Source organism: Pseudomonas baetica (assembly GCF_002813455.1).
GTDB classification, from domain to species: Bacteria; Pseudomonadota; Gammaproteobacteria; order Pseudomonadales; family Pseudomonadaceae; genus Aquipseudomonas; species Aquipseudomonas baetica.
Genome location: NZ_PHHE01000001.1, coordinates 6,030,467 through 6,053,430, shown reverse-complemented (window position 1 = coordinate 6,053,430; position 22,964 = coordinate 6,030,467). Strand labels below are relative to the sequence as shown.

At 55.0% G+C, this 22,964-nt stretch carries 24 protein-coding genes and 3 pseudogenes; 17 read left to right on the top strand and 10 right to left on the bottom strand.

Annotated features, from left to right (window positions below):
• The first annotated feature begins 206 nt into the window (after nucleotides 1-206).
• The 4 genes from ATI02_RS28065 (at nucleotide 207) to ATI02_RS28050 (ending at nucleotide 3,192) form a co-directional block, all read left to right on the top strand.
• The gene (locus tag ATI02_RS28065) at nucleotides 207-1,772 is read left to right on the top strand and encodes a methyl-accepting chemotaxis protein (protein WP_095190032.1); all 1,566 of its coding nucleotides are present in this window, start codon (nucleotides 207-209) and stop codon (nucleotides 1,770-1,772) included.
• Nucleotides 1,773-2,188: 416 nt separating this feature from the next.
• A complete protein-coding gene (locus ATI02_RS28060; protein ID WP_238156288.1) occupies nucleotides 2,189-2,491 on the top strand; it encodes a hypothetical protein in 303 nt (100 codons plus the stop codon).
• Nucleotides 2,488-2,796: a hypothetical protein gene (locus tag ATI02_RS28055; RefSeq protein ID WP_100847972.1), complete on the top strand. Its 309-nt coding sequence runs from the start codon at nucleotides 2,488-2,490 to the stop codon at nucleotides 2,794-2,796. Before ATI02_RS28060 ends, ATI02_RS28055 begins: the two co-directional genes overlap by 4 nt.
• 81 nt (nucleotides 2,797-2,877) lie before the next feature.
• Entirely contained in the window at nucleotides 2,878-3,192 is a 315-nt protein-coding gene (locus ATI02_RS28050; RefSeq protein WP_100847971.1) for a hypothetical protein, read from the top strand.
• Nucleotides 3,193-3,226: 34 nt separating this feature from the next.
• On the opposite strand, the gene ATI02_RS28045 is transcribed toward ATI02_RS28050, so the two are convergent.
• Nucleotides 3,227-3,631, bottom strand: a complete 405-nt coding sequence (locus ATI02_RS28045) for a hypothetical protein (protein WP_146166121.1) — start codon at nucleotides 3,629-3,631, stop codon at nucleotides 3,227-3,229.
• A 95-nt stretch (nucleotides 3,632-3,726) separates the two neighbouring features.
• On the opposite strand from ATI02_RS28045, the gene ATI02_RS28040 reads away from it, so the two are divergent.
• Nucleotides 3,727-4,128: a hypothetical protein gene (locus ATI02_RS28040; RefSeq protein WP_100847969.1), complete on the top strand. Its 402-nt coding sequence runs from the start codon at nucleotides 3,727-3,729 to the stop codon at nucleotides 4,126-4,128.
• Nucleotides 4,129-4,140: 12 nt separating this feature from the next.
• On the opposite strand, the gene ATI02_RS28035 is transcribed toward ATI02_RS28040, so the two are convergent.
• Both ATI02_RS28035 and ATI02_RS28030 read right to left on the bottom strand, forming a co-directional pair.
• Complete coding sequence (locus ATI02_RS28035; RefSeq protein ID WP_100847968.1) at nucleotides 4,141-4,419, bottom strand: hypothetical protein; 279 nt, start codon at nucleotides 4,417-4,419, stop codon at nucleotides 4,141-4,143.
• Nucleotides 4,420-4,488: 69 nt separating this feature from the next.
• Nucleotides 4,489-5,193: a hypothetical protein gene (locus ATI02_RS28030; RefSeq protein WP_100847967.1), complete on the bottom strand. Its 705-nt coding sequence runs from the start codon at nucleotides 5,191-5,193 to the stop codon at nucleotides 4,489-4,491.
• A gap of 66 nt (nucleotides 5,194-5,259) precedes the next feature.
• On the opposite strand from ATI02_RS28030, the gene ATI02_RS28025 reads away from it, so the two are divergent.
• Nucleotides 5,260-6,036 carry a DUF2786 domain-containing protein gene (locus ATI02_RS28025; protein ID WP_100847966.1) on the top strand — a complete coding sequence of 259 codons (777 nt, stop codon included), beginning with the start codon at nucleotides 5,260-5,262 and terminating at the stop codon, nucleotides 6,034-6,036.
• A 567-nt stretch (nucleotides 6,037-6,603) separates the two neighbouring features.
• Here ATI02_RS28025 and ATI02_RS28015 read toward each other — a convergent pair.
• The gene (locus ATI02_RS28015) at nucleotides 6,604-7,284 is read right to left on the bottom strand and encodes a hypothetical protein (RefSeq protein WP_100847964.1); all 681 of its coding nucleotides are present in this window, start codon (nucleotides 7,282-7,284) and stop codon (nucleotides 6,604-6,606) included.
• Between the two features lie 58 nt (nucleotides 7,285-7,342).
• Here ATI02_RS28015 and ATI02_RS28010 point away from each other — a divergent pair, with 58 nt between their 5' ends.
• A complete protein-coding gene (locus tag ATI02_RS28010; RefSeq protein WP_420875248.1) occupies nucleotides 7,343-7,705 on the top strand; it encodes a phiTE_072 family protein in 363 nt (120 codons plus the stop codon).
• A 29-nt stretch (nucleotides 7,706-7,734) separates the two neighbouring features.
• On the opposite strand, the gene tnpC is transcribed toward ATI02_RS28010, so the two are convergent.
• On the bottom strand, nucleotides 7,735-9,246 hold the full coding sequence (gene tnpC / locus ATI02_RS28005) for an IS66 family transposase (RefSeq protein ID WP_100845498.1): 1,512 nt from the start codon (nucleotides 9,244-9,246) through the stop codon (nucleotides 7,735-7,737).
• Between the two features lie 18 nt (nucleotides 9,247-9,264).
• Nucleotides 9,265-9,624 (bottom strand): IS66 family insertion sequence element accessory protein TnpB, encoded by a 360-nt coding sequence (gene tnpB, locus ATI02_RS28000; protein WP_244196544.1) that lies wholly within the window; start codon nucleotides 9,622-9,624, stop codon nucleotides 9,265-9,267.
• Between the two features lie 71 nt (nucleotides 9,625-9,695).
• Here tnpB and ATI02_RS27995 point away from each other — a divergent pair, with 71 nt between their 5' ends.
• The gene (locus tag ATI02_RS27995; protein WP_238156289.1) at nucleotides 9,696-10,010 is read left to right on the top strand and encodes a phiTE_072 family protein; all 315 of its coding nucleotides are present in this window, start codon (nucleotides 9,696-9,698) and stop codon (nucleotides 10,008-10,010) included.
• A 36-nt stretch (nucleotides 10,011-10,046) separates the two neighbouring features.
• On the opposite strand, the gene ATI02_RS27990 is transcribed toward ATI02_RS27995, so the two are convergent.
• On the bottom strand, nucleotides 10,047-10,712 hold the full coding sequence (locus tag ATI02_RS27990) for a DUF4145 domain-containing protein (RefSeq protein WP_100847963.1): 666 nt from the start codon (nucleotides 10,710-10,712) through the stop codon (nucleotides 10,047-10,049).
• A 90-nt stretch (nucleotides 10,713-10,802) separates the two neighbouring features.
• Between ATI02_RS27990 and ATI02_RS27985 the strand changes: the two genes are divergently transcribed.
• Together ATI02_RS27985 and ATI02_RS27980 are read left to right on the top strand one after the other, a co-directional pair.
• Nucleotides 10,803-11,129: a hypothetical protein gene (locus ATI02_RS27985; RefSeq protein WP_100847962.1), complete on the top strand. Its 327-nt coding sequence runs from the start codon at nucleotides 10,803-10,805 to the stop codon at nucleotides 11,127-11,129.
• A 49-nt stretch (nucleotides 11,130-11,178) separates the two neighbouring features.
• A pseudogene (locus ATI02_RS27980) lies at nucleotides 11,179-11,649 on the top strand (TRM11 family methyltransferase).
• A gap of 31 nt (nucleotides 11,650-11,680) precedes the next feature.
• Here the strand turns inward: ATI02_RS27980 and ATI02_RS27975 are convergent.
• On the bottom strand, nucleotides 11,681-11,902 hold the full coding sequence (locus tag ATI02_RS27975) for a hypothetical protein (RefSeq protein WP_100847961.1): 222 nt from the start codon (nucleotides 11,900-11,902) through the stop codon (nucleotides 11,681-11,683).
• Between the two features lie 273 nt (nucleotides 11,903-12,175).
• Between ATI02_RS27975 and ATI02_RS27970 the strand changes: the two genes are divergently transcribed.
• The 5 genes from ATI02_RS27970 to ATI02_RS27950 all read left to right on the top strand — a co-directional run bounded on the left by ATI02_RS27970 (nucleotide 12,176) and on the right by ATI02_RS27950 (nucleotide 17,823).
• Nucleotides 12,176-12,418 (top strand): DUF4224 domain-containing protein, encoded by a 243-nt coding sequence (locus tag ATI02_RS27970; protein WP_100847960.1) that lies wholly within the window; start codon nucleotides 12,176-12,178, stop codon nucleotides 12,416-12,418.
• A 1-nt stretch (nucleotide 12,419) separates the two neighbouring features.
• Nucleotides 12,420-13,469 carry a tyrosine-type recombinase/integrase gene (locus ATI02_RS27965; RefSeq protein ID WP_100847959.1) on the top strand — a complete coding sequence of 350 codons (1,050 nt, stop codon included), beginning with the start codon at nucleotides 12,420-12,422 and terminating at the stop codon, nucleotides 13,467-13,469.
• A 709-nt stretch (nucleotides 13,470-14,178) separates the two neighbouring features.
• A protein-coding gene (locus ATI02_RS27960; protein WP_095191983.1) for an IS3 family transposase occupies nucleotides 14,179-15,341 on the top strand; the annotation gives its coding sequence in 2 pieces (ribosomal slippage) (nucleotides 14,179-14,434 and nucleotides 14,434-15,341; 1,164 coding nt in all).
• Between the two features lie 480 nt (nucleotides 15,342-15,821).
• Nucleotides 15,822-16,838, top strand: coding sequence for a LecA/PA-IL family lectin (locus ATI02_RS27955; RefSeq protein ID WP_100847958.1), 1,017 nt, complete (start codon nucleotides 15,822-15,824; stop codon nucleotides 16,836-16,838).
• Between the two features lie 100 nt (nucleotides 16,839-16,938).
• Nucleotides 16,939-17,823, top strand: a complete 885-nt coding sequence (locus ATI02_RS27950; RefSeq protein ID WP_100847957.1) for a LysR family transcriptional regulator — start codon at nucleotides 16,939-16,941, stop codon at nucleotides 17,821-17,823.
• Between the two features lie 47 nt (nucleotides 17,824-17,870).
• Here ATI02_RS27950 and ATI02_RS27945 read toward each other — a convergent pair whose 3' ends face one another.
• Nucleotides 17,871-18,974 (bottom strand): alkene reductase, encoded by a 1,104-nt coding sequence (locus ATI02_RS27945; protein ID WP_238156300.1) that lies wholly within the window; start codon nucleotides 18,972-18,974, stop codon nucleotides 17,871-17,873.
• Nucleotides 18,975-19,218: 244 nt separating this feature from the next.
• Here ATI02_RS27945 and ATI02_RS27940 point away from each other — a divergent pair.
• Together ATI02_RS27940 and ATI02_RS33405 are read left to right on the top strand one after the other, a co-directional pair.
• Nucleotides 19,219-19,449: pseudogene (locus ATI02_RS27940) on the top strand (helix-turn-helix domain-containing protein); the annotation flags it as partial.
• Nucleotides 19,450-19,486: 37 nt separating this feature from the next.
• Nucleotides 19,487-19,600: pseudogene (locus ATI02_RS33405) on the top strand (alpha/beta hydrolase); the annotation flags it as partial.
• A gap of 23 nt (nucleotides 19,601-19,623) precedes the next feature.
• On the opposite strand, the gene ATI02_RS27930 reads toward ATI02_RS33405, so the two are convergent.
• Entirely contained in the window at nucleotides 19,624-22,923 is a 3,300-nt protein-coding gene (locus ATI02_RS27930; protein WP_100847955.1) for a hypothetical protein, read from the bottom strand.
• Nucleotides 22,924-22,964: the final 41 nt, after the last annotated feature.

Here is a 22,964-nt window from a genome sequence, read left to right as displayed (position 1 = left end):
GGATACCTGGTGATTTGCCAATTTCACCTAGGCAACGGAGGTCTTTTCCCGATCAAAATCAAAAGCATATCTACGGTAGAAACTTGGATCCAAAATACCGAACGAATTAAATGCAACTCATTGTTATTAAAAGATTTTTTCTAAAATACGCTCACCTTATTTCCGCTTTGGCCGATGACTTCCTAAGGAACCATGGAGTCATCGGAATGAGAAACAATCAGCCCGTAACACAGCGTGAGATTTCACTCGCACCTCAGCAAAAGCTCATCTCGACGACAGATGCTCGAGGAGTCATTACGTACTGCAATGACGCCTTTGTAGAGATCAGCGGTTTTGATAAAGCCGATCTAATTGGTGCTCCTCAAAATATCGTCCGTCATCCTGACGTCCCCCCTGCTGTCTTTGCCCATATGTGGACTGCCCTTAAGCAAGGCAGGCCATGGATGGGCATCGTTAAGAACCGCTCCAGAAATGGAGATCATTACTGGGTCAACGCCTACGTCACCCCAATATTTGAAGGCTGCCAGGTGGTGGGCTTTGAATCAGTCAGAGTGAAACCAACTACTGATCAGATACGCCGCGCTGAATCCCTATATAAGCGCATCAGTCAGGGAAAGTCGGCAATCCCTCTTCAGGACCGCTGGCTACCCGCTCTAACGAAATGCCTGCCGTATATAGCCATTGGTTTGGCAGGCTCCTCATTCGGTTTGTTCCTCAGCGCACCTATAGCTACAGCCATGGCTATAGGCACAGCATTGCCGATCGGGTTGCTCTCTTCGCGCTGGCAGACTCGAGGAACTCTGCGGCTCTTGCAGATGGCCGAACCCTCCACCTCCGACGCATTGATCGCTCAGATGTACAGCGATGCAAGCGGGCCAGAAGCCCGTTTGGAGACAGCCTTCGTCAGTCAGACTTCGCGCCTGAAAACTTGTCTGACACGCCTGCAAGACACGGCCGAACAACTCAGTACGCTGGCGGAGCAATCCGACGTGCTTGCCGCGGTCAGCTCGAAAGGCCTGGATCGCCAGCGTGTAGAAACAGAGCAAGTCTCTGCCGCGGTCAATCAGATGGCTGCAACCACCCAGGAAGTTGCCAGCCACGTCCAGAGGACGGCTGATGCTACCCAACAAGCCAACCAGCTGACCAGTCGAGGTCGTGATGTGGCTCGGGATACCCGTGAGGCTATCGAGCGGCTCTCTGCTGTTGTTGGCGAAACAAGCCTGACGGTCGCACAGTTGGCCAAGGACAGTAGCGAAATAGGCACAGTCGTCGACGTAATCAAAGGCATCGCCGATCAAACCAATCTATTGGCGCTGAATGCCGCAATCGAGGCTGCGCGCGCTGGCGACATGGGCCGAGGCTTCGCGGTAGTAGCTGATGAGGTTCGCCAATTAGCCCAGCGCACTTCGCAATCGACTACTCAGATCCATGATCTGATAACCAAGCTACAGACTTCGTCCAACAACGCGGTACAAACAATGGAAAGCGGTCACCGCCAAGCCCAAGAAGGCGTTTCTTGGGTACTTGAGGCGGACAAAGCCTTGGTGGGTATCAGCGAGGCGGTCTCCAATATCACGGACATGACCACGCAGATTGCTGCTGCCACGGAAGAGCAAAGCGCCGTGGCCGAGGAAATCAGTCGCAACATCACAACGATCGCCCACTTAGCCGACCAAACTTCCGGGCAAGCACACGAATCGGCAAACCTAAACAAGGAGTTGACCAAGACAGCGTCTACGCAGTATTCGTTGGTTGAGCGCTTTAACCGTTAGCTAAACAATTTCCGCAAGAAACCCGCCCAGTGCGGGTTTTTTTACGCGCGCAGAAAATATTATTAGCAGCGCTATTTACCTTAAAAAGCAGCACTGCTACTTTTATTCCCCAAGCCGGACAACAACGGCCCAGCAGCGAAAGCCGCGCCGCTCTTTCACAATCTGGAATCTTCGCGGATCGATCCCCGGCAACGGGAACAGCGCGAAACACAAATTTCGATCCCCATGCCAGCTCTGGAACTGGCCGGGCTCCCTCATGAGAGCACGCAAAGTTGCACAGCCACCCGATGTGACGCCAGTAGCGGCAGCGGGCAGAGCGAGGACTCCGGCGTCGAAGTGCAGCGAGAAACGGAAAGCATCACTGAGCAGCCTTCTCGCGAGGGCTGCTTGGGATGACAACCGATAGGTAATCAACCATGAAGCACGCAACAGAAATTGCTCAGGTCGAAATGCACCCTCTGATGCAGCAGCGCCGGGAAGTTCTCGACGCCTTGTTGATTCGCACCCACGCAGCCCGTGGAGAATTCGCCCGCCTTGCTGGTCTGGCAGCGTCGGATAAGAAAGTGCGCTTCCAGGTGAAGTCGGTCGGCAATGCCTACCACATCGTTGACCTGGTCACCGGCAAGACAAAGGCTTTCCGCTTCAACTATCAGGTAGCACTGAACATGGCGATCGCATTCGAGAAGCAGGCCAATCGCCTGGCGGAGGGTGTGCATTGATCGGCCTACCACAACCCAATCCCCGCGACTGCATCGTCGCAAATCTGAACGAGCAGCTGGATCAGTTCTTCAGCGGCGGCGGCAAGGCTCAGCAAATCCCCATCGGATTCAGCGGCGATCCGAAGTTGGCTTCCACCCCGCACCACGACCGCCTGCGTGTCGAGCGCAACAAGATCGCCCCAAAGGTGCGCGAGCTGGCCGAAGCTGGTAAAACCATCCGCGAGACAGCCAAGGCCCTGCATATGCACGTCAAGCGGGTTGCGCTGATCGCCAGCGAGAACAAGTTCAAGTTTGTCGATTCATGAGGCGTATCACCCGGCAGGTGCAACATCGCAAACGACAGACCTGGCTGGACTTACCGGCCAGCGGAATTGAAGAGGTAGGCCATGGCGAAGACTGTTCAGGAACGATCGGCCAAGGCTGCGCAGAAGCGGCTGGCGGTCGCCGAGAAGGAATTGCGGCACAAGGTCAGGCCAGGCATCGAGCAGGCCATGGAGCGTATTCGGCTGCGCGGCCAGGTGTCGATCATCAGCGAAGTCTTGCAGATCGCCATCATGAAGATGGACTTGATGGGCGACGACGAGCTGATCGAGTTCTTGCGTTATCCGCGCCACGAAATCGTCATTGACGAAAACGTGGCGCATCAACTCTACAGCCATGGCCAGCGCCAAGCATTACGGCTCGACGCCGAAGAGAGTTAGTCAGTTCGAATGTCTCTCTATTCGGAAAAAGAAGTTAACAGTTCTTGATCGCCCCTCCTCTTTTGCGAACTATATAGTCAATTGTCATCTGCGCTTCGTTTGCAACACTGTCGACGAATGACGTTTTGCTCGCCCTCCATCCAGGCAGAGAACGCTCAAGTATCCTGAGTGTCACGGAGTGATACTTCTTCATGAATCTGAGCTCAAAAATCACCGCAATTTGAGCGTCGATATATGGTTTTCGATCCTCGTCGGGACCTCTAACTAGGCTCTGAACCATGCGGTGGTAATTTTCGAACTCCCGGGCTTCAAATTCATCCTTCTTTATAGAGAAATATCTGTAAACACTAAACCCCGCAAGGCTGGCAGCCAAAACAATACTAGTCCAATCCGCGTTCGCAAAAAACGCTGTGATAAATTCATCAAGCTTCACTTCCATGCCCATTCCGCTCCCAAAGAAATCATAGATACCCTATTCAATTTCATATTGCCACCATCGGTAACCGAAGGGCGGCGCCTGACTGGAGATAATCCATGAGCCACAACTGCGCATACGTCCGGCAGCACTATCAGGTGCCCGCCGAAATCGGCCGCCGCGTCATCGCCTACGGCAAGCCCGGCGTCATCCTGGCAGATCGCGGTCATTACATCGGCGTGGTGCTGGACGAAGATCCGAAGAAGCGGATCAGAAACCACCATCCCACCCACGAAATGCAGTACGGCGAAATGGCCGAGACGCTGCCGCTGAAAGAATGGCTGGTCCTGCCTTTCAAGCATGACTGGGACGATCTCGACTGGAACCGAGAAGCCCGCGAAGATCTGGTCAAGGTGTGGGCAGCAACTCGAGGTCAGGCTAAATACAAAGCCTACGAGCGGCTTCAGGATTACTGCCACAGCATCAGAGCGATGCTCCATTTCAAAGTCCGGCGCGCCTGAACCGCGTCTCGACTACGGCGCCGGGATGTAGGCAAGGATCGCTTGGCTCACCGCCGCAATCGCTGCAAATCCAGCAGCCCATTTATTCCACTTTGTTTGAAGCTCTGCGGTTTCGAGCACGTCGAAATGACCGCTTTCTGTTTGAACGGAAATACTCGCCTCCCACATTCCGCTTTCATCTCGCTTCGGCACATACGGAGCTTTTACTGTTGCGGAGCGCACCCAAAGCGCACATGAGATGACTGAGCTGGCACACAGTACGAACGTGAAAAAGGCCTTCAGGTTTTCCATTCTCAAGCTCCAAAAGTTTCAACGTTGTTTACCCCACTTTTACGAATCACGCCAGCCGGCGAGGAGATGCTAACTGGATCCGAATAGTTTCTCCCTAAGTTCCGCATCTGCTGATCGAGTCAGCTCATCAAATTTTGGTAGTTTTTCGGCAATTGGTATAAGCCACTCTTGCCTTTCAAAGTAGTCATAGTGCCTTTGCATTGCAGATTGAAATGCTTGGATAAAGCTATCGTTTGGATCGAGTCTGGCCCACTTTATAAATACCTGAATACAGCCGTAAAAATCATCCGTTAAAGCCAGAAGCTCATCGTACTTCTCTGAAAAGCCAGCCCCCCAAAGTGCTCGGGACTCTAGCAACACTGCACAGAACTCAGCCTTGGAGTTTTTATTTGCCTTTAAATTATCCTCCATGCCCGCAATGTATCTATCAAGAACAGATTCCGGCACGCTCTCCAATCCGTACCGAAACTGCGTCACAGAAAATAGTGCGTCGTCATATGCTGACCGAGATATTTCTTTATATTTAAGTGCTGCAATCGCAACACGTTGCGCTAGAGCGTGATCCGATTGCGCACCAAGCTGTTGGCGCCAGGCATTAACACCAGAAAAAGCAAGGAAAACCGCTGCTACCGTAGCAAGCGACGAGAATATTTCAAATAAATCGTGAATATTTGCGACTTTAAAAAACGCAATATCAAGCCGCCCCCCACCCCAAATTGCTCCAGCGCAAAATAATAATCCACACCCAGTCCAGATAACCCAATCCTGCTTCATGCAAATATCCCGTTTGATCCGTCAAGCGATTATGCCGAATCAAAACGCCATCAGCGAGGATCCCCTATGTCCGCACAACAGATCGACGAAAAGAAACTCGAGCGCGCGATCCGCAAGATCAAGCAGTGCCTTGCACTGGCCCAGAGCGCCAACGAGAACGAGGCGGCGACGGCGCTTCGGCAGGCCCAGGCGCTGATGCGCGAGTATCGGCTGACCGAAATGGATGTGAATTTGAGCGACGTCGGCGAAGTCGAGTCGCAATTCTCCCGGGTCGAGCGCCTGCCGACGTGGGAGCGGAACCTGAGCGGAGCAGTTGCCCACGTTTTCGGGTGCACCTCACTGTACGGTCGGCAGTACTGCAAGGAAAAGGATCGGATCATCGCCAGAACATCCTTCGTGGGAGTGACACCTGCCCAGCACATCGCGCTGTATGCGTTCGAGGCGCTGCTGACAAAGCTGAAATTTGCTCGCAAGCAATACGTCGCTGCGGTGCGTGCGGGATTGCACCGCAGCTCGTACTCAGCTGAAACAGCAGGCGACCACTTCGCCCTGGCATGGGTCAACGAGGTTTACGGAAAGCTGAGCGCCCTTGTGCCGAAAGGCGAAATTGATATCGCCTCAGCAAGCGGCGGCCGCGACATCATTGCCGTCGAAGCGCAAGACAAGGCGCTGATCACCGCGTACCTCGCAAACAAAGGCGTGGGCAAAGCCCGCAAAGCGCGCGATGTCGATATCGACCTGAATGCGCAAATTGCGGGAATACTCGCCGGCCGCAGGGTGGACCTGCATGCCGGCATTGCGCGCGGCGGCGATGACCACCTAGCAATATCGGCGAGCTTCTGATCTAGCGCTATCGCTCCGAAGATCTAGGGCGTAGTTAAGAGTCGAGTAGGCTGTAATTGTTGATGTCGACCGGAGTGATCCAAGGGTTTTCCCCGCTTTCAATGCGCATGACCAGATAGTCTCTGGTGCGACCTATGTGAAACCTCTGGCCTAGCTTTTCCATTTGCTCAATCAGTGCGCTTTGGATGCCGTAACGACCGCACTGCGAACAGACCCTTTCCACCAAAGTCCCACCAAACCCCACAGATTTATCCTCGGACATGCAAATCAAACACGTCATTTTCAGCGCTCCTTGTGAATGACCATTCAACTGTAGCTGATCTCTAGCCACCCTCCACCGCCCGGGCATGCCCGGCAAAGGACGCCACTACGCCAAAAGAAAGGAAACTCACAACGAAACGACCCGTCGCGGGTCATGTGGTCAGGCACCGAAGAACGGTTTGGCCAGGTGTTCCGGCAGGATCACGCTGATTACAAGACGATGGGCTGGTCTGCCGAGCAACGTTCCCGGGAGACCGACTTTGATTTCGAATATCCCTCAGAAGACATTGAGTGTTTTTGTGGCGACTAACCTTCTTCACGGACGAAGCCAATAGCTCCCACGTCGACATCACTATCAGGAATAAACCTACAAGTTCCTTCTGCGGCATCGCGCTCCCTATAGATAACTTCAATAGCAACTACATCACCCGGAGAATCCTTATGCCAGATACATTTGAATTCAACCATACCGCTTCGTTCTAAAGTTCTAAAAGTTGCGAAATGATGCTCATTTCCGCCTTTATGAAGCACCAGCGTTAAGCCGTATATTTGGGCTCCGTCATTGAACAGCCTACAGCTCGCCTTCCAGTAGCCGTCCTCAAATTCAACTCCTACTCCCTGTAGATGAAGAATCGGACGGAGGCTCTGTCGATATCGAACAGCCTCTTCAAGCCTGGCTTCACGCTCATGCTCAAGTGTTTTCAATGAAACAGTTGCCAACAGCCGCTGCTGCTCGACAGCGTTTCTTAATTCCTCGCCTTGGAAGTTCAAAGCTGCGGTACCTTGGCGCAATTCTATACCCTGTTGGAAGTACCCGAGGACAAGCCAGAGGATTGCAACAGGGCCGAAAGCCCCAGCCAAAAAGTCTCCAACCTCATTGAGATCCATTGACTGCAATGTATGAACGCGATCACCAATTAGCCACCAGCTGAAAACAGCATATAAAACCGTAAGCGCAATCCCTATTAGAGCAAGCAATCTTCCCATGAACATCTCTCCTTTTTAATTCTACTTTTGAGTTTACCTTAAGCATCGAGGACACCCCATGCCCACAGAAAACAAACCGGCCGAACCGCTGAAAGTTGAGCGTTCGACAGTCACGAAGCTGGTGATCACCGGCGCGCCGCGTCTCGACGCGATTACCGTGTTCCTCGAGGACTTCGGCCGCCGCGACTGCCCTACTGAATCCGACCCGAGCTATCAGACCGCCCAGGGCAAGATCACGATCAACTGCTGGGACAACAGCTGGAACGCCTACTGGGGTGGCATGGGCCCGCGCACCGTCGCGGAGTTTGTCGCCGACTGCGACTGGCATTACATCCTCAACTGCTTGGATCGCGGGATCAGCCCCACCGTGTTCCGCGGTAACGCCCTTCACGCTCTGGCCAAGAAGGTATGCGATCCATGAACCCCACATTTTAAAGGCGGGGCGTATAGTTATCTTGGTATTTGCGGAGTGCAGTTCCACGGCAGCAAGGCTTCGAAGTCCTCTACCGCTGCGGCTTGCGGCAATCGTTCAAGTGCGTGGCGCAGCCACGCATAGGGCTCTTGGCCGTTGGCTTTAGCCGTCTCGACCAAACTGTAAAGTTGAGCACTGGCCGTCGCGCCTTTGGGCGTGTCGCTGAACAGCCAGTTCTTGCGCCCTATTACGAAGGGCCTGATCGCACGCTCTGCTGCGTTGTTGTCGATCGGCAAAGAACCGGCTTCGGTGTAGCGCACTAACTTGTCCCAGTTGCTGGCCAGATAACTGATGGCTTTGCCCAGCGCGTTTTGCGCCGTCACCTGAGGCTGCGTTCTCTCCAGCCAGGCGCGTAACTGCGCCAGGACTGGCAGGCTGTTTTGCTGTCGACCTTCATGGCGATGTTCATCGCCGACTTCTTTTAAATCTCGCTCGATACCGTACAGCTTGTTGATCAGATTCAGGGCTATATCGGCACGCCCGGTTTTGCCCTTGGGTTGCACTTTTTGCGCCTCGACAAACTTGCGTCGCGCATGTGCCCAGCAGCCTAAACGTTCGACACCAGCCTGCGCGCCCAAGGCGTTATAGCCGGCGTAATCGTCGGTCATCAGATAGCCGCGATAACCTTCGAGCAGGCGCGACGGTACCTCTTGCGCTCGGCTGGTCGAGTAATCAAAAAGGATCACTGGCTGATTCGGCGGTCCGCCGGTTTGTACCCACATCCAGGACTGGCTAGTCGGCTCTCGATCAGGCTCTTTCATCACCTGGACACGCGTTTCGTCGCAGTGGATTACGTGACTTTCCAGCAGCCTGTCACGCATCAAGTTGAGCAGCGGTTGCAGGTGTTCGCCGCACTGGATGACCCAACGTGCCAAGGTTTGTCGTGGAATATCGACGCCGTGGCGACCGAGTACTTTTTCGAAGCGATGCAGCGGCAGACCGTCGACGTATTTGGTGGTCAGCAACATCGCCAACACACTGGGACTGGCCATGCTCTTTTCAATCAATTGCGCTGGCTTGTCAGCGGTGACCGGCGCGGTTTCACAGCCACGGCAGGCGTAGACCTTGCGGATATGTTTGATCACGCGGATCTGCATCGGCACGATTTCCAACTGCTCGCTGGTTTCTTCGCCGATGGCGTGCTTGCGGCAGCCGCAAGCACACATCAGCTCGTGCTCGGGCAGTTCGTGGATGACTTCGATACGGGGCAAGTCGGCGGACAGAGGCTTGCGTTTGCCACGGCGTTTGGTCGGAGCGACGACTTCTTCCTCCGCCTCTTCGGCGGCAGGCTCAGCGACACTTTCGGCTTCATTAAAAAGAGCCAATTGCGGGGTCGCTGGGTCGACTGATTGTTCGGATTTACGTCCGAAGAGACGCTGACGTAGCAGCGCATTTTCTTCTTCAAGATGAACAACCTTGGACTGCATCTGAGCAAGTAATTGCTTGAGCGCAGTCAGGTCATCGGGAAGGTTGTCGGGCATGGAAATCATGCCGTGGATTATACCGAATCAGGCGACAAATCGAGGTGTCAAAACCTGATGTGGACGGTTGCGCCACAGATCAAAACCATCGAGCAGCCAGTTCAGCTCCTGGACCGTCAGCACGATGGCTTCGTCGCTGTGATCGGGCGATGTTTTGAAGCGTTCGGATTCAAGGCGTTTGAGCCAAAGGCAAAAGCCGTTGCGTTCCCAATACAAAATCTTCACCCGATTGCGGGGTTTGTTGAGAAAGACGAAAAGCACCGGATCGAACACCGCCACTTTGATATCCAGCTCCACCAGTGCGGCTAGGCCGTCGATGGATTTTCGTAAGTCTACGGGTTTAGGGTAGAGGTACACTTTTTCAACTTTGGCGTCGGGACGCATCATGGCCGCTGGCTTCTGAAAGAGATCGGGAGCACAGCATCAGGCATCAAATCGCGGCTTTGAATGTGGGGTTTGTGGAGCGGTTACCCAAGAAGTGCATCGTTCAGCGCCGCCGGCAACAGACCGGCCGTCACGACTGGGAACTGGATGAGCTGAGTAAGGGTGAAGCCCGCGAGCTCTGGCACGAGATCGATGTTCTGCTAAGCATCGAGTCACCAAACGAATGCTGGCATCACAGCAAGTTGCTGACCGAGCTTTTCGGTGATGAGTGGCACTACCCAGTCGGCGACAAGGCCGTCGAGGAAAATCACGAATTCACGTATCTACACCGCGTTGTTGAGACAGTTCAGGAAGCGCTGCGGCAGGAACATCAGCAGGCTGCCGCATGAAGTTCGTCACTTTCGAAGATCTACCGTTTAATAAAATTATGTTTTGAAAACATTATCAGCAAGCCTCGGATGCAAATACGTACCGAGCAGTAAGTGTTCAAGCACGTTCATCGCCAAGTCAAGCTGTTCCGTGCTACTTGGCTTTGCTTCATGAGCTGCTGTATTTCCTAGCGATCTCAATTTGTGAAGAATCAAAACATCACTTTTAGTTATCGCACCCTTCACCAAAAGATCGTTTATTTTCTTAAACAAATTATCGCCCTCAGCCTTAAGGTCGACGCAAATTGACTCAAGAACAACACGAATCCCTAGGCCTGCGAGAATTGTTTGGCCAGCATTCATAGCATCAACTAGTTCATCATAGGCTTTACGAACGATGGGCGGTAGCAAGAATGAGTCTTTGATCTTGAACCTCCCTGCAGTTCTATGGGGGAAAATATCCACTTCAGTCCAATGAAAGTCTTCCCCTGTTTCCATATCATAAGCATGAGATTGAGAATCATCATACTCACTACGAAAACAGAGTGCTTCACAGTTAAGGCACTGAACTATTTGGTACGACTTTTGAGATTCAAAATTACTCTCGTCAATGCAGTCTTCCATGGAAGTTAGCACTACATGATTTTGAGGAATGCGGCACTCTACACATATCAGCTTTAGCTTTTCGCCAGCTGTTTTGTCTTTCTTTATTGTCCGTACCATCTCAATCAATCTCCTTGTAATTCCGTGAACTGTAACAGAAAACCATCCTCCCCCTTCAAAGTCAGCCGCTATAGCGGCAAGGACGAAGTCATGCCTGAAGAAATCGTTTTGATCCAGCCAGCCCCAGTCGTGCGCGACGAAATGGGTTCTTTCCAGCACCCGGATATGCCCGACTTCGATGAGGGTGACGGCGACAAGTGCAAGGCCTGGGTTGCGGATCAGGGTCTGAAAGTTACGCAGGTATGCCTGGAATATGCCGATGAGGCGGTTGCTGACCGCTACTTCGAATCCGGCGACCCGGACTACAGCTACTGGGAACCTGATCGCCCAGGCGGCGAAGGCTGGTTTTGCCTAGCGATCCACGACTCTGACGATGGCCCCGTCTGCTGGTGGGCGCGCCGGGAGGTGGCGCCATGATCCTCGCCCCGCTATGCACGACCTACCTCATCTACAAGGGGCCTTGGCGATGAATGCGCAAGTTCTCGATCCCTGCAGCGCCAGCCGAATGATATGGTTCGACAAGGGTGACCAGCGCGCTTTGTTTGGCGACATCCGCGACGAAGAGCACCTTCTGTGCGATGGCCGGGTGTTGAAGGTTGAGCCAGACGTCATCATGGACTTCCGCAAACTGCCATTCCCCGATGCTAGCTTCAGCATGGTTGTGTTCGACCCACCCCATCTGGTGCGTGCCGGCCGTGAAAGCTGGCTGAGGTTGAAGTACGGAATCCTCACAGACGACTGGCGTGAGGATCTTCGCCAAGGCTTTGCCGAATGCTTTCGGGTGCTGAAGCCGGGCTAGTTTCTGATCTTCAAGTGGAACGAACCCCAGATCCGGGTCAGCGAAATACTTGCCCTTACCGATGAGCAGCCGCTTTTTGGCCACAAGTCCGGGAAGCGCGAGAAAACGCACTGGGTCACGTTTATGAAGCAGGGCTAACTGCTCGTATTCTGTCTCAGCTAATCGATTCCTAGCCCTTTGATGCTTGACCCAAAGCCTTTGCTGCGGCGTTTTTCAACTCGGCAGAAATACCAGTCTTAGTTGTCATCACCTTTAAAAGAGCTGCACGGGCTTCATCCCCGCCTGCATGCCCAAGCCCTTCAGCAGCCGAGACCCTCAGCGCCACCGTAACTCCGGTCTTGGTGTTCATGAGATCAATAAGAGCTTTCACCGCATCTTTAGACGTTGTCATTGGTACTCATCCATAAGACTCATTTAAGGCCCTCGATAGTAGGACCTTTGCATAATGATGGCAATTACCCACCCCAATCCCCCTATATGCCAGCCGGTATACGACGGGCGAGCAATTCGTATGTCCGCACTGAACCGCTTTCAAGAAACAGCGAGCGATGCGCTGGAGAAAATCAGCGCCAGCTTGCCGCCGGGCGGTTCGACGCTCGGGCCGCGATCAGGAAAGCCACCCAATAACCACCTTATGCCGCCACGCGCGGCATGGAGCATCACAATGGAAACAGAAATCCTCTCCGACGAGGAACTGGCCGCACTCACCGGCTACAAGGCCCGGGCCTACCAACGCCGCTGGCTGATTGATCGCCAGTGGGTGTTCGTCGAAAGCCGTGGCAAGCGCCCGCTGGTAGGCCGTATGTATGCCCGCATGAGGCTGGGCATGATCAGCCCTACGATTGCCGATCCGAACCCGCCGCCGGCAGCACCGGTATGGACACCAGACTACTCGCGAGTGAATTGATATGCGCCCCCGCAAGGCCGACACACGCAGCTTGCCGCCTCGGATGTACCAGTGGACACGAACACGAAAAAGCGGAAAGGTTTGGATCGCCTATTACTATCTGGATATGACAGGCAAGGCGATCCCGCTGGGCAAGGATCTGGACTTGGCCCGGGTCAAATGGGCGGAGCTGGAGGCGAAAGAAAAGCCGCTTGATCTGCGCACCATGAAAGGCATTTTCGACCGATATATCCGCGACATCGTATCGAAGAAAGCGGCAAGGACACAGAAGGACAATTTGGCGGAGATCAAGCAGCTTCGGCCCATGTTCGACAGCGCTCCCATCGACTCAATCACCCCATCAACTATCGCAGGGTACCGCGACGCGCGGACCGCCAAGGTTCGAGCGAATCGCGAGATTGCCACCCTCTCCCACGTTTTCAACATTGCTCGAGAATGGGGACTGACGACCAAAGAAAATCCCTGCCAGGGCGTGCGAAAAAACAAGGAAACGCCGAGGGACTATTACGCAAATGATGTGGTTTGGGATGCTGTTTACATGAAGGCAGCTCAAGAGCTGAAGGACGCGATGGACTTGGCCTATCTGACCGGGCAAAGACCGGCAGATGTCCTGGTCATGAGGAAGGACGATGTCGAGGGAAATTACTTGGGTGTGCAGCAGAACAAAACACACAAAAAGCTGCGTATCCAGATAACTGACGGTGATGAGCCAAACAGTCTGGGCTTGTTGATCGGAAAAATGGCCGAGCGCAATGCTCAGCACATTTGCAGCTATTTGATCGTGAGCGCACGCGGCAAGCGGATGACAGCGAAGATGCTTCGCGATCGATGGGACGACGCCAGAGAAAGGGCCAAGAAAGAAGCTGAAGAAAAAGGCGATGTTCAGCTGGCTGAGAAAATCGGAGGCTTCCAGTTCAGAGACATCAGGCCGAAAGCGGCGTCGGAAATCCTCGACGTCGGCGATGCGAGCCTACTCTTGGGGCACACCAAAGGAGACATTACCGAGCGCGTCTATCGACGGATTGGCGCCATTGCCAAGCCATCGAAATAGCCCCAAAAACCGTTACAAAACTCAAAATCCGCCCCTTGTAGAATGCGGGCTGTAGAGGTGTCAAAAAATAAACGTATCTTAACGAAAAGCGGCTACAGGCCCCGGTTTCATTGGCTTTGCATATCGGTCTTGAAAACCGTCGACTGTAACAGGTCCATGAGTTCGAATCCCATCGCCTCCGCCATATTTTGTATCGACAAAGCCCTGATTATTCAGGGCTTTGTCGTTTCTGGCATTCAGAAATTTTGCGCCTCTTTTCATGGATCGTTTCCGCATCTTTTCGGTCATTTCCGCAACCCTGCCCTCGACATCACTGGTGCGACTTCGAAACTCAAGTTACGGAGCAACCTTCAATAGGCAGCTTCCAGCCAATAGCATACCCTCCAACTCGGATCTCAACCCTTACAGGCCCCTGCATGTGCAATGTGGGAAATGATCTGAATCACACCTCCTCTAAATCCTGCCAATTAGGCGCAGCTGGAACACCAGGTCGCGTCTACACGGTGGGCGGCACTAGCAGATCATAAGGCCCTTGCGCATACGCTCTAGTCCTCTTTCTTCCCTTCCTTTTCGAGTTTTTTCTTCCAGGCCTCCTTGGCCACTGGGCCAAGGGCGTCGGTCATAGCCTTGATTTCGGCCTTGCTCTGTAGTGGTCTAATGAAACCGGACACCCATTTAGGCGAGAATGCTCGCCAGATAGAGGTGTCTGATGACCAAACAACGTCGTTCTTTTTCCGCTGAATTCAAACGCGAGGCCGCAGGCCTCGTGCTCGATCAAGGCTATAGCCATATCGAAGCCAGCCGCTCGCTTGGTGTGGTTGAGTCCGCGTTGCGCCGCTGGGTTAATCAGCTTCAGCAGGAGCGCACTGGCGTTACTCCGCAGAGTAAAGCGCTGACGCCAGAGCAACAGAAAATCCAGGAATTGGAAGCTCGAATCGCTCGACTTGAGCGGGAGAAATCCATTTTAAAAAAGGCTACCGCGCTCTTGATGTCGGAAGAGCACGAGCGCACGCGCTGATTGATCAACTGAGCCCCCAAGAGCCGGTTGATTGGCTTTGCGCAGTCTTTGACGTCACTCGTTCGTGTTACTACGCCCATCGTCTCAGGCGCCGAACTCCAGACGTTGAGCGGCTTCGGTTGCGCAGCCGGGTTAACGAACTGTTTACGCAAAGTCGAAGCGCCGCCGGTAGCCGCAGCATCGTGTCGATGATGCAGGAAGACGGCGAGCAAATTGGGCGGTTCAAGGTGCGAGGCCTGATGCGGGAACTGGAGTTGGTCAGTAAACAACCTGGATCACATGCCTACAAACAAGCGACGGTTGAGCGGCCTGACATTCCGAACATATTGAATCGAGAGTTTGATGTGCCGGCGCCGAATCAGGTCTGGTGTGGCGACATCACCTACATCTGGGCTCAAGGGAAATGGCATTACCTGGCTGTCGTTATGGATCTTTACGCGCGCCGAGTGGTGGGCTGGGCGCTGTCGAACAAGCCGGATGCGGATCTGGTCATCAAGGCGTTGGACATGGCTTACGAACAGCGTGGCAGGCCTCAAGGGCTTCTGTTTCACTCGGATCAGGGCTCGCAATATGGCAGTCGCCAGTTTCGCCAACGGCTCTGGCGTTACCGCATGCGCCAAAGCATGAGCCGTCGTGGAAACTGCTGGGATAACGCGCCGATGGAGCGTGTGTTTCGCAGCTTGAAAACTGAATGGATACCGACCGTGGGCTACATGACAGCTCAAGAAGCGCACCGCGACATCAGTCATTACCTGATGCATCGGTACAACTGGATTAGACCGCACCAATTCAACAACGGACTGGCCCCAGCTCAGGCCGAGAAAAAACTTAACGTCGTGTCCGGGATTAGTTGACCACTACATTCATTCCTTTCACTCTTCTTAATTAGATATGGGTTGAGCAGCTGTCTACAGCCCCGACCTTAGCGTGAGCGGCCACCCCGCGCGACTGTCAGAAATGACAGTCAAACTACCTTTGCACGCCATAAAAGTGGCCTTGTAAGCCAACTATTCATGAAGCATTAGAATGAGCGCGACGCCGAAGACAGCCACGTGGCAGGAAAACACCACAAAGGTGATCGTCTGCTTGCCGCCAGAAACGGACAATTGTTAACGATACAGCCTGATTTTTTGACAGCTCAAAATCAGCCCCTATATTCAGTTCACGACCTGCGGGAAGGGATCCCAAACTGTCAGTATGAGCATGGAGCTAGCCAGTTCGTACCTTTGAAACGAGGGTTCCTTTACTAGTGAATACGCAGGTCACAACGCGGAAAAACGCTGTTGCCTCCCGGCCAATGCCACGGAAAATCACTATAGAAAAGGAGCTTCACCATGTCTCAACCCGATATCTGGTCCGGCACGGTCGATGCGAAGCTGGAGAGCGGCAAAAAGACCGGTTTCAAGGTCAAAAAGGGAGACGTCATTACGATTATCGCCTCGGGCTGGGTGGAGCGAGGCTCAGGCAGGGCCTACGGTCCTCAAGGGGATGAGAGTCTCGTGGGTTCGTACAAGCCAGCCGGGTTGGTTTATCCGGACGGACTTGTCGGTGCGCTCTTGATGAAGATCGGCGATGACTATCTCACCCCGATCAATAACGGAGTGTTCCGCTGGACAGTACCGACCGACGGAGAACTCACCTTTCTCATCAATGATTTGGCCGGAGATTACGGGAACAACAGCGGCTCATTCAACGTCAGCGTCGAGAAGAAAACGCTCAACACTGAGCCCAAGGCCGATGTCCTCAAATATGGTGACAAAGTCCGCTTTCTCAACGGTTATGCGGATTGGAACGGCGGCTATCTCTCGGTCTATGACGAGTCCAAGGAAGCCGGGGCCAAGTACGATGTTGTGTCCGTTCTATCACCAGAAAAAGAAGGCCCTATCGACACTTGGTTGATCGGATCCGCAACGGGTAAGCCAGACGGTGACAGGGTGCGCTCTGGCGACACCATCAGACTATTGAATCTGTACGGAGACGGTCCGGGATACAGCGACAAAAACGGCGGCGGTTACCTCGACACGAACAATTACGCCGCTGCACCAGAGCTTTACAACGTCTCCACCGCCGAAAAGGCGAATCGCGGAGTGGAAAAAACCGGTCACAAAACTCTCGATTGGGTCATTTTGTTCGGCGCTGTCGGCTCACAGATCTACATCGGAGACGCGGTCAGCCTCCGGAACGAATACAACAATTCTCAAGGTGGATACCTGGATACCTGTAATCATTTCGCAGGAAGAAAAAGTGCGGGTTATCAAGTCTATACAAACCGCTCTCCGAACAGGGCCGGCGTCGGTACCGGGAGCTGGAAGGTCTTGAGGGCCCTGACATCTGGCCCTACGGCACGATAGGCCTTGGTCGTGTCTCCCCTCAAGGTGCTTTGAGAAACGATTTCCCTGAATAATCTGGCGTAGAATCCAGCGCGCAATCCTGTTCAGGGAAATCCGAAACATGCTCATTGAAAACCTGGCGCTGTTTTTGTTGATTGTCGAGAAAGGCGGGTTGTCGGCGGCAGGCCGAGAGGCAGGGTTATCACCCACCTCGGTTTCGGAACGGCTCGCCGCTCTGGAGAAGCATTACGCAGCGACCCTTCTGACTCGCACGACGCGTTCCATCAGTTTGACCGATGAAGGGCGGTTGCTACTGGAGGGCGCGCGCCGACTGCTGGCAGACGCTGAACACATTGAGAGCAGTATCAAACTGGGCACGGACCACATTTCAGGTCTGATACGGCTGAGTGCGCCCGTTGACTTGGGCCGAAACCACATCGTGCCGATTCTCGATCAATTTCTGGAGGAGAATCCTGAAGTCAGCGTTGACTTGAATCTGACTGACGGCGTCCTTGATCTCGCGGGTCAAGGCATCGACTTTGCCATTCGTTACGGGGCGTTGCCCGACAGTACGCTGCGCGTCAGAAAACTCAGCGAGGGGCGCCGGGTCGTGTGCGCATCGCCTGCCTATCTCAGGGCCCATGGCGAGCCTCAGCACCCGGCAGAATTGGCACAGCACCCGTGCATCCTGATGCGCTTCGGCAACAACATCCACCGTGAATGGCAGTTCCGCAGCGACGGTCGCTCTTTTAAGGTGTCGGTTTCGGGCAGGCGCATCGCCAACGACGGCGATCAGGTGCGGCAATGGTGTCTTGCCGGGCATGGCCTGTGTATCAAGTCGTACATCGATGTGCGCGAAGACTTGAACACCGGGCGGTTGATCGAGGTGCTGCAGGCCTATTCCTTACCGGGTGTGGACTTGCAAATTGTCTACCCGTCCGGCCACGCACTGCCACGTCGAGTCAAATTGCTGATGGACGAAATCGCCTTGAAACTGACGAACTGAGCCAGTTTCAAGGCGAGTTTCATTTACATCTGGCCGGGCCTGAGCGCTCAGGCCTGCCGAGACCAGGCGGGAAAATCAGAGTAACCCCGTTCGGTACCGCCAAATAACTCAGCGCCCTCCAGACCGGCCAATGGATAGCCCTTTTCCAGACGCAGTGGCAGATCGGGATTGGCGACAAATTTTCGGCCGAAGGCGACAAAGTCTGCGTAGCCCTTGGTCAACACCCACTCTGCGCGATCCAGGTCGTACTTCCCGGCCACCACGATGGCGTTGCGAAAACGCCCGCGCACGGCCTGGCGAAACTCTTCTGGAAACGTCGGTGCATCGTCCCAGTCCGCTTCCACCAGATGCAGGTACGCAATGCCTTTATCCTGCAAATAAGTCGCCGCTTCCAATATCGTCGGCAGAATGTCCGGGCACGCCATGCCTCGCGCCGTCAGAAATGGCGCCAGCCGAATCGCTGTGCGCTCGGCACCCACTTCTTCGATCACGGCATCCATGACATCTTTGAGAAAGCGCAGGCGGTTTTCCCGTGAGCCGCCGTACTCATCCGTGCGCACGTTGGAGGTGGTGCGTAGGAACTGGTCGATCAGGTAGCCATTCGCCCCGTGTACTTCGACCCCGTCAAAACCTGCCTTCAGGGCATTACGAGCAGCCTTGCGGAAATCATCGATGATGGCGTCTATGCCTTCACGACTCAGGGCTTGAGGCGTTGGACATTCAGCCATGCTGCCCACGCCGGTCTCGGGGTCGACTTTCCAGATGCTGCCCTCGAACGGGATAGCAGAAGGCGCAACCGGCAGCGCTCCATTGTGGAAGTCGGGGTGCGACATCCGCCCTACGTGCCACAGTTGCAGGAAAATACGACCGCCCGCGGCATGCACGGCGTCGGTCACCAAGCGCCAGCCTGCAACCTGTTCGTCGCTGTAAATACCCGGCGTATAGGAATAGCCTTTGCCCTGTGGCGAAATTTGCGTGGCTTCGGTGACGATGAATGCGGCCGATGCGCGCTGCGCGTAGTAGACCGCGTTCATGGCGTTAGGCACATCGCCAGGCTGAGTGCTTCGCGAGCGTGTCATCGGGGCCATGACCACGCGATTGGGAGTGCGCAGGTTACCAACAGCGCCAGGCGTAAAAAGTGTGGACATCAGCGTTTCCTCGGCAAGTTTGAATGGATCTTCTGAACGCCAGACTATTGCCGATGAGGCTTTCTGATAATCGACCGGATCGCGAAAACATATTGCGCTCAATCCGCATAATCGATACGCAAGCGTGCCGATGAGTTCCTCGCGCAAGATCGATGCCCGGTCAGACTACGCGACGGCGCAACCACCCGCACTGCAGGTGCCCTGCCCCCAAAACGATCGCCACCAGCACCAGCACCAGCACCAGCAGATGAGCAGGCGGACATTTACTCGGTATTTTCGATTGCACACCGGGGTCAGCTATATCGAATGGCGGCAACAGGCCTGTTTGCTCGCAGCGGTAGTCATGCTGGGTAAGGGGCAGCCGGTCACCCAGGTCGCCATGGCGTTGGGGTACAGCAGTTCAAGTGCGCTTGCCACAGTGTTCAAGCAATTGCTGGGGGAAGTGCCGAGTCGCTATTTAGCCGAGCAACAGGGTTAGGATTTTTCATACAAGGTCACTGCGAATATCACTTGGGTTGCCCTCCTCTCCCCACGGTTTTATCCCTTTCCCGACTGCCGTCGCAGACCGCGTGCTTGCCTGCAGTCGCGAATGGATCACCCGGCGAATCAACGCCACAGAAGCCGGGTGAGCGCGACGCACAGAATCAGACAATCAAGCCACAGGTTGTTGCGTTCGTAGGGCATCGCCCGGCCAGATGGCGTAAACCTCACTGACCTTTTCCTTGCCCTGCTCATAAGCGAAAAAGCTCGCGCCGACGTGCCGCGGATGCCTGCGCCAATGCTCCGGGCTTTCACTGAGGTCAGTGCCCGCTGCATGACCGAACCCGTTCACAGTCTTTTGTGTGTAACGCTTGACGATGTCCTTTTGTATCGCGTCCTGGTTGGAGAGCAAATCAGCGCCGCCGCATCCGGGAAAGGCGACAGCCGCCAGTGAATTCTCTTCGGCGATCTGAATGGCGACATTGAAAAATGCGTCGACAATCGATGAGGCGGTATGGGCCGCCAGCATGTCATCCATCGGGTTGATCGCTCTGATGATCAGACACTTTTTGTCCCGGTGCAGCGCAGGGATCAACTCGATGTACACCAGTGCCATGCCCGCCAGGCGCCGATGCGCCGGGTCGAAGACCACGAGGTGAGCATGCCTGGCCTCTTTCCACATCAGCGTATTGGACCGCGTGCAGAGAGCCGCCGCGTGTTTGGCAAAAAACGCCGCCGGATGCTTTGACAATGTCGCCGTCAATGCCGTGGACAGATTCTCGGTCTTTTCCTTCGCAAACTTCGCCTGTTCTCTGGCGACCCATCGCAAACAGGTTTGCAGAACCCTCTCCCTCACCAGTCTGAAAGCAGCGTGCAATTGCTCCCGGCCGCTGCCGGACAAACCCTCGGCAGACGGCACAAGCCGGTTGGCAAAAGACAAGGCGTCCGCCTCGCTGAACCGGGCAAGGAAGCGCTCGGCGTGTTCATCCAGTGCATCCGGCAAGGTGCTGCCGAACAACTTGTTCAGTTGTTCGAACCGCTCGAAAGCTTGCCTGCCCTCCCCGGCCATCTGGGCGACCACGTCCAGGTCGTCGCTGATCCAGCGCGCCACCGCAGAATCTTCCCGCGCCGCCGCCAACAACACGCCCAGATGCGCCGCCAGCGACCAGGGATCACGAGCAGCCTGATTCAAGCGCTTGGGGAACAGTGGTTTGCAGGCGGTGGCAATACTCTCGTAGTTATGCGACTGAAAGTTTGCCGAGTACGCCGCGGCATAGGCCAGGCCATTGAGACTTTGCCGTTCAAGCTTGAACCCGACGCGAAGGCTGCGAAAGGCGTTGTCCCAGGACATCGCGTAGTGACCTTGCAACTTCAGCCCGCCGAGATCGTGCTCTTGCCCGACGACTTCGGGCCACGTCTGCTGCACCACGTCGACCGCAGTCCGGTAAAGCATGGACACCGCGTCGGCTTCCAGTTCAGTCAATTGCGCGCCCGAAGGCCCTCGACCGGCGACCAGATCGTCGATCAACGGATTGATCGCGGCGAGCTTTTCATCGAGTACGTGCGCTGGCTCCCATGCAGCACGCAGAACGCTCTTGAGCACCACACCAGCGGTCTCGTCGAGAATCTTCGGCAACACCGGCATCAACAGGCCCAGTTCTTTGGCAAACAGTGCTGCCTTGGCCTGGTCATAGGCGACCCTGGCGGCATCGTCGGCACAGGACAGCCGACTGCCCAACACGTCAAGGCAACGGGCCTCGACAACCGCCCTGACACAACTCTGGTTCGCCTCGACCGGACTGAAATTGTTGCGGCCGTAAGCATCCTCCAGCAGCAGGAAATACACATCATCAGCCTTACCCCACCAGCGAAAGCCTTGAATGCCTTTGACCACCTTGAAATACCAGTGGCGTATCGCGTGGACGCTACTCATGCCTTTACGCTCGACCAGAAATTGCAGCAACTGGCGACCGAGTACGCAGATCGGCAGCACCTGTTGCAGATGCTTGAAATCCGGTAAAGGCACAGCGCCTTCCAGATAGTCGTAAACCTCTGCATCGGCACTTTTGCTCGCCTGCAAAACCCAATCGACCACATCGGCCAGCTCGCCGTCACGGCGAGTGCCGAGCACCTTCATCCACCGCTCCAGCGACCAGGCAGAACTGTTTGCATAGCATTTCTGGAATGCCAATACGCTCGCCGCGGAGCCGTACCCGAATCTGGCCAGGACTTGCAGATACTCAGGCAGTTTCTCGGGGTAGGACAGGTACGCAAGGCACTGCGTCAACTGTTGGATACTCAGCAGGTGCGGCGCGCCAGCCAGCAGATTGAGACCGACAACTGCCGGCGCAGCCTGGTCCTTGTTGCTGACGTGCAGAATCAGCGACTGACATTCGGCCAGTTCGTTGATACCGGCGCCGAGGCTTTTCAGGAACGTGACGCACTCGACCGACAGTTGCTGACGGCTGTCGATCAGACGCTTGAATGACTGCACTTGCGCGACGCTGCAAGCGCCAATGGTGTCTGTTACAAACGCCCAGCTCGCCGGCAATGACCGCCACAACGCCTCGCCGCAGCCATCGTATAAAGCCGTCAGATCTCCTATACCGGCGCGTTGCACAACCGCCAGATTCGCTTCGCATCGTTTGCCGTCAAAACTGGTGATGCAATACTCGAAAATCGTTGCGATGCGCTGGCGCTCAATGCCGTGAGTTCGCAACACACGTACCAACCGACGGGATTTCGCCAGCAGATGTTCACGGCTGTGATCCTGCAGCGAGCGCCACTCATAGCTCGCCTTGATCCAGGCAAACTCTTCCTTGCGGGCAATTACACCTTCTTCCACCAGCATCAAGGCCAACTCACCGGCCAACGAATAATTTCCGTTGCGCGAATAGGGCTCCATTTCCGCCACGCTGCGCACGCCGACGCGAAAACAGACCTGTATCCATTCCGGGTCCAGCGACCGCAACGCCCGCAACTGATCGAAAGACGGTGCCGGCAACCGACGCAGGGCAAGATCAATTCCTGAATTGAACGACCCGAGATCGGCACTCAGCATGCGTTCGAGTCGAGTATCGAACAGATACTCACGCCCTTCGTAAGTGCGGACCTGATTCGCCAACGACTGCACCGCTGGCCAGGTGAGGAACAGCGGCACAAAGCTCTGGCCAAAGTGGCGGATACACGACCATCGCTCGACGATCAAAGGAATCTCGGCGGGAATGCCCAGCGCCCGTCGAATCAACGGCTCATGACCGGGACTGTCCTGCATCAACTGGCGGACACTACGGCGCACCTGTTCGCGGAACTCGCGCACCCTCTTGCGCAACGTCTGATAACGATGGGGGGACTCGTCGGCGTCGAATTCATACCAGGATGGACTGGCGTCGCGACAGGACGGGCAGTCGTGCAGGATTCGCTGACGGAAAGTGCGGTAATCAACGTCGATAAAAGCCTCTGAATCCTTCAAACATTCTCCTTTGCCGAGGTGCAAACACACCCCGAAAACTC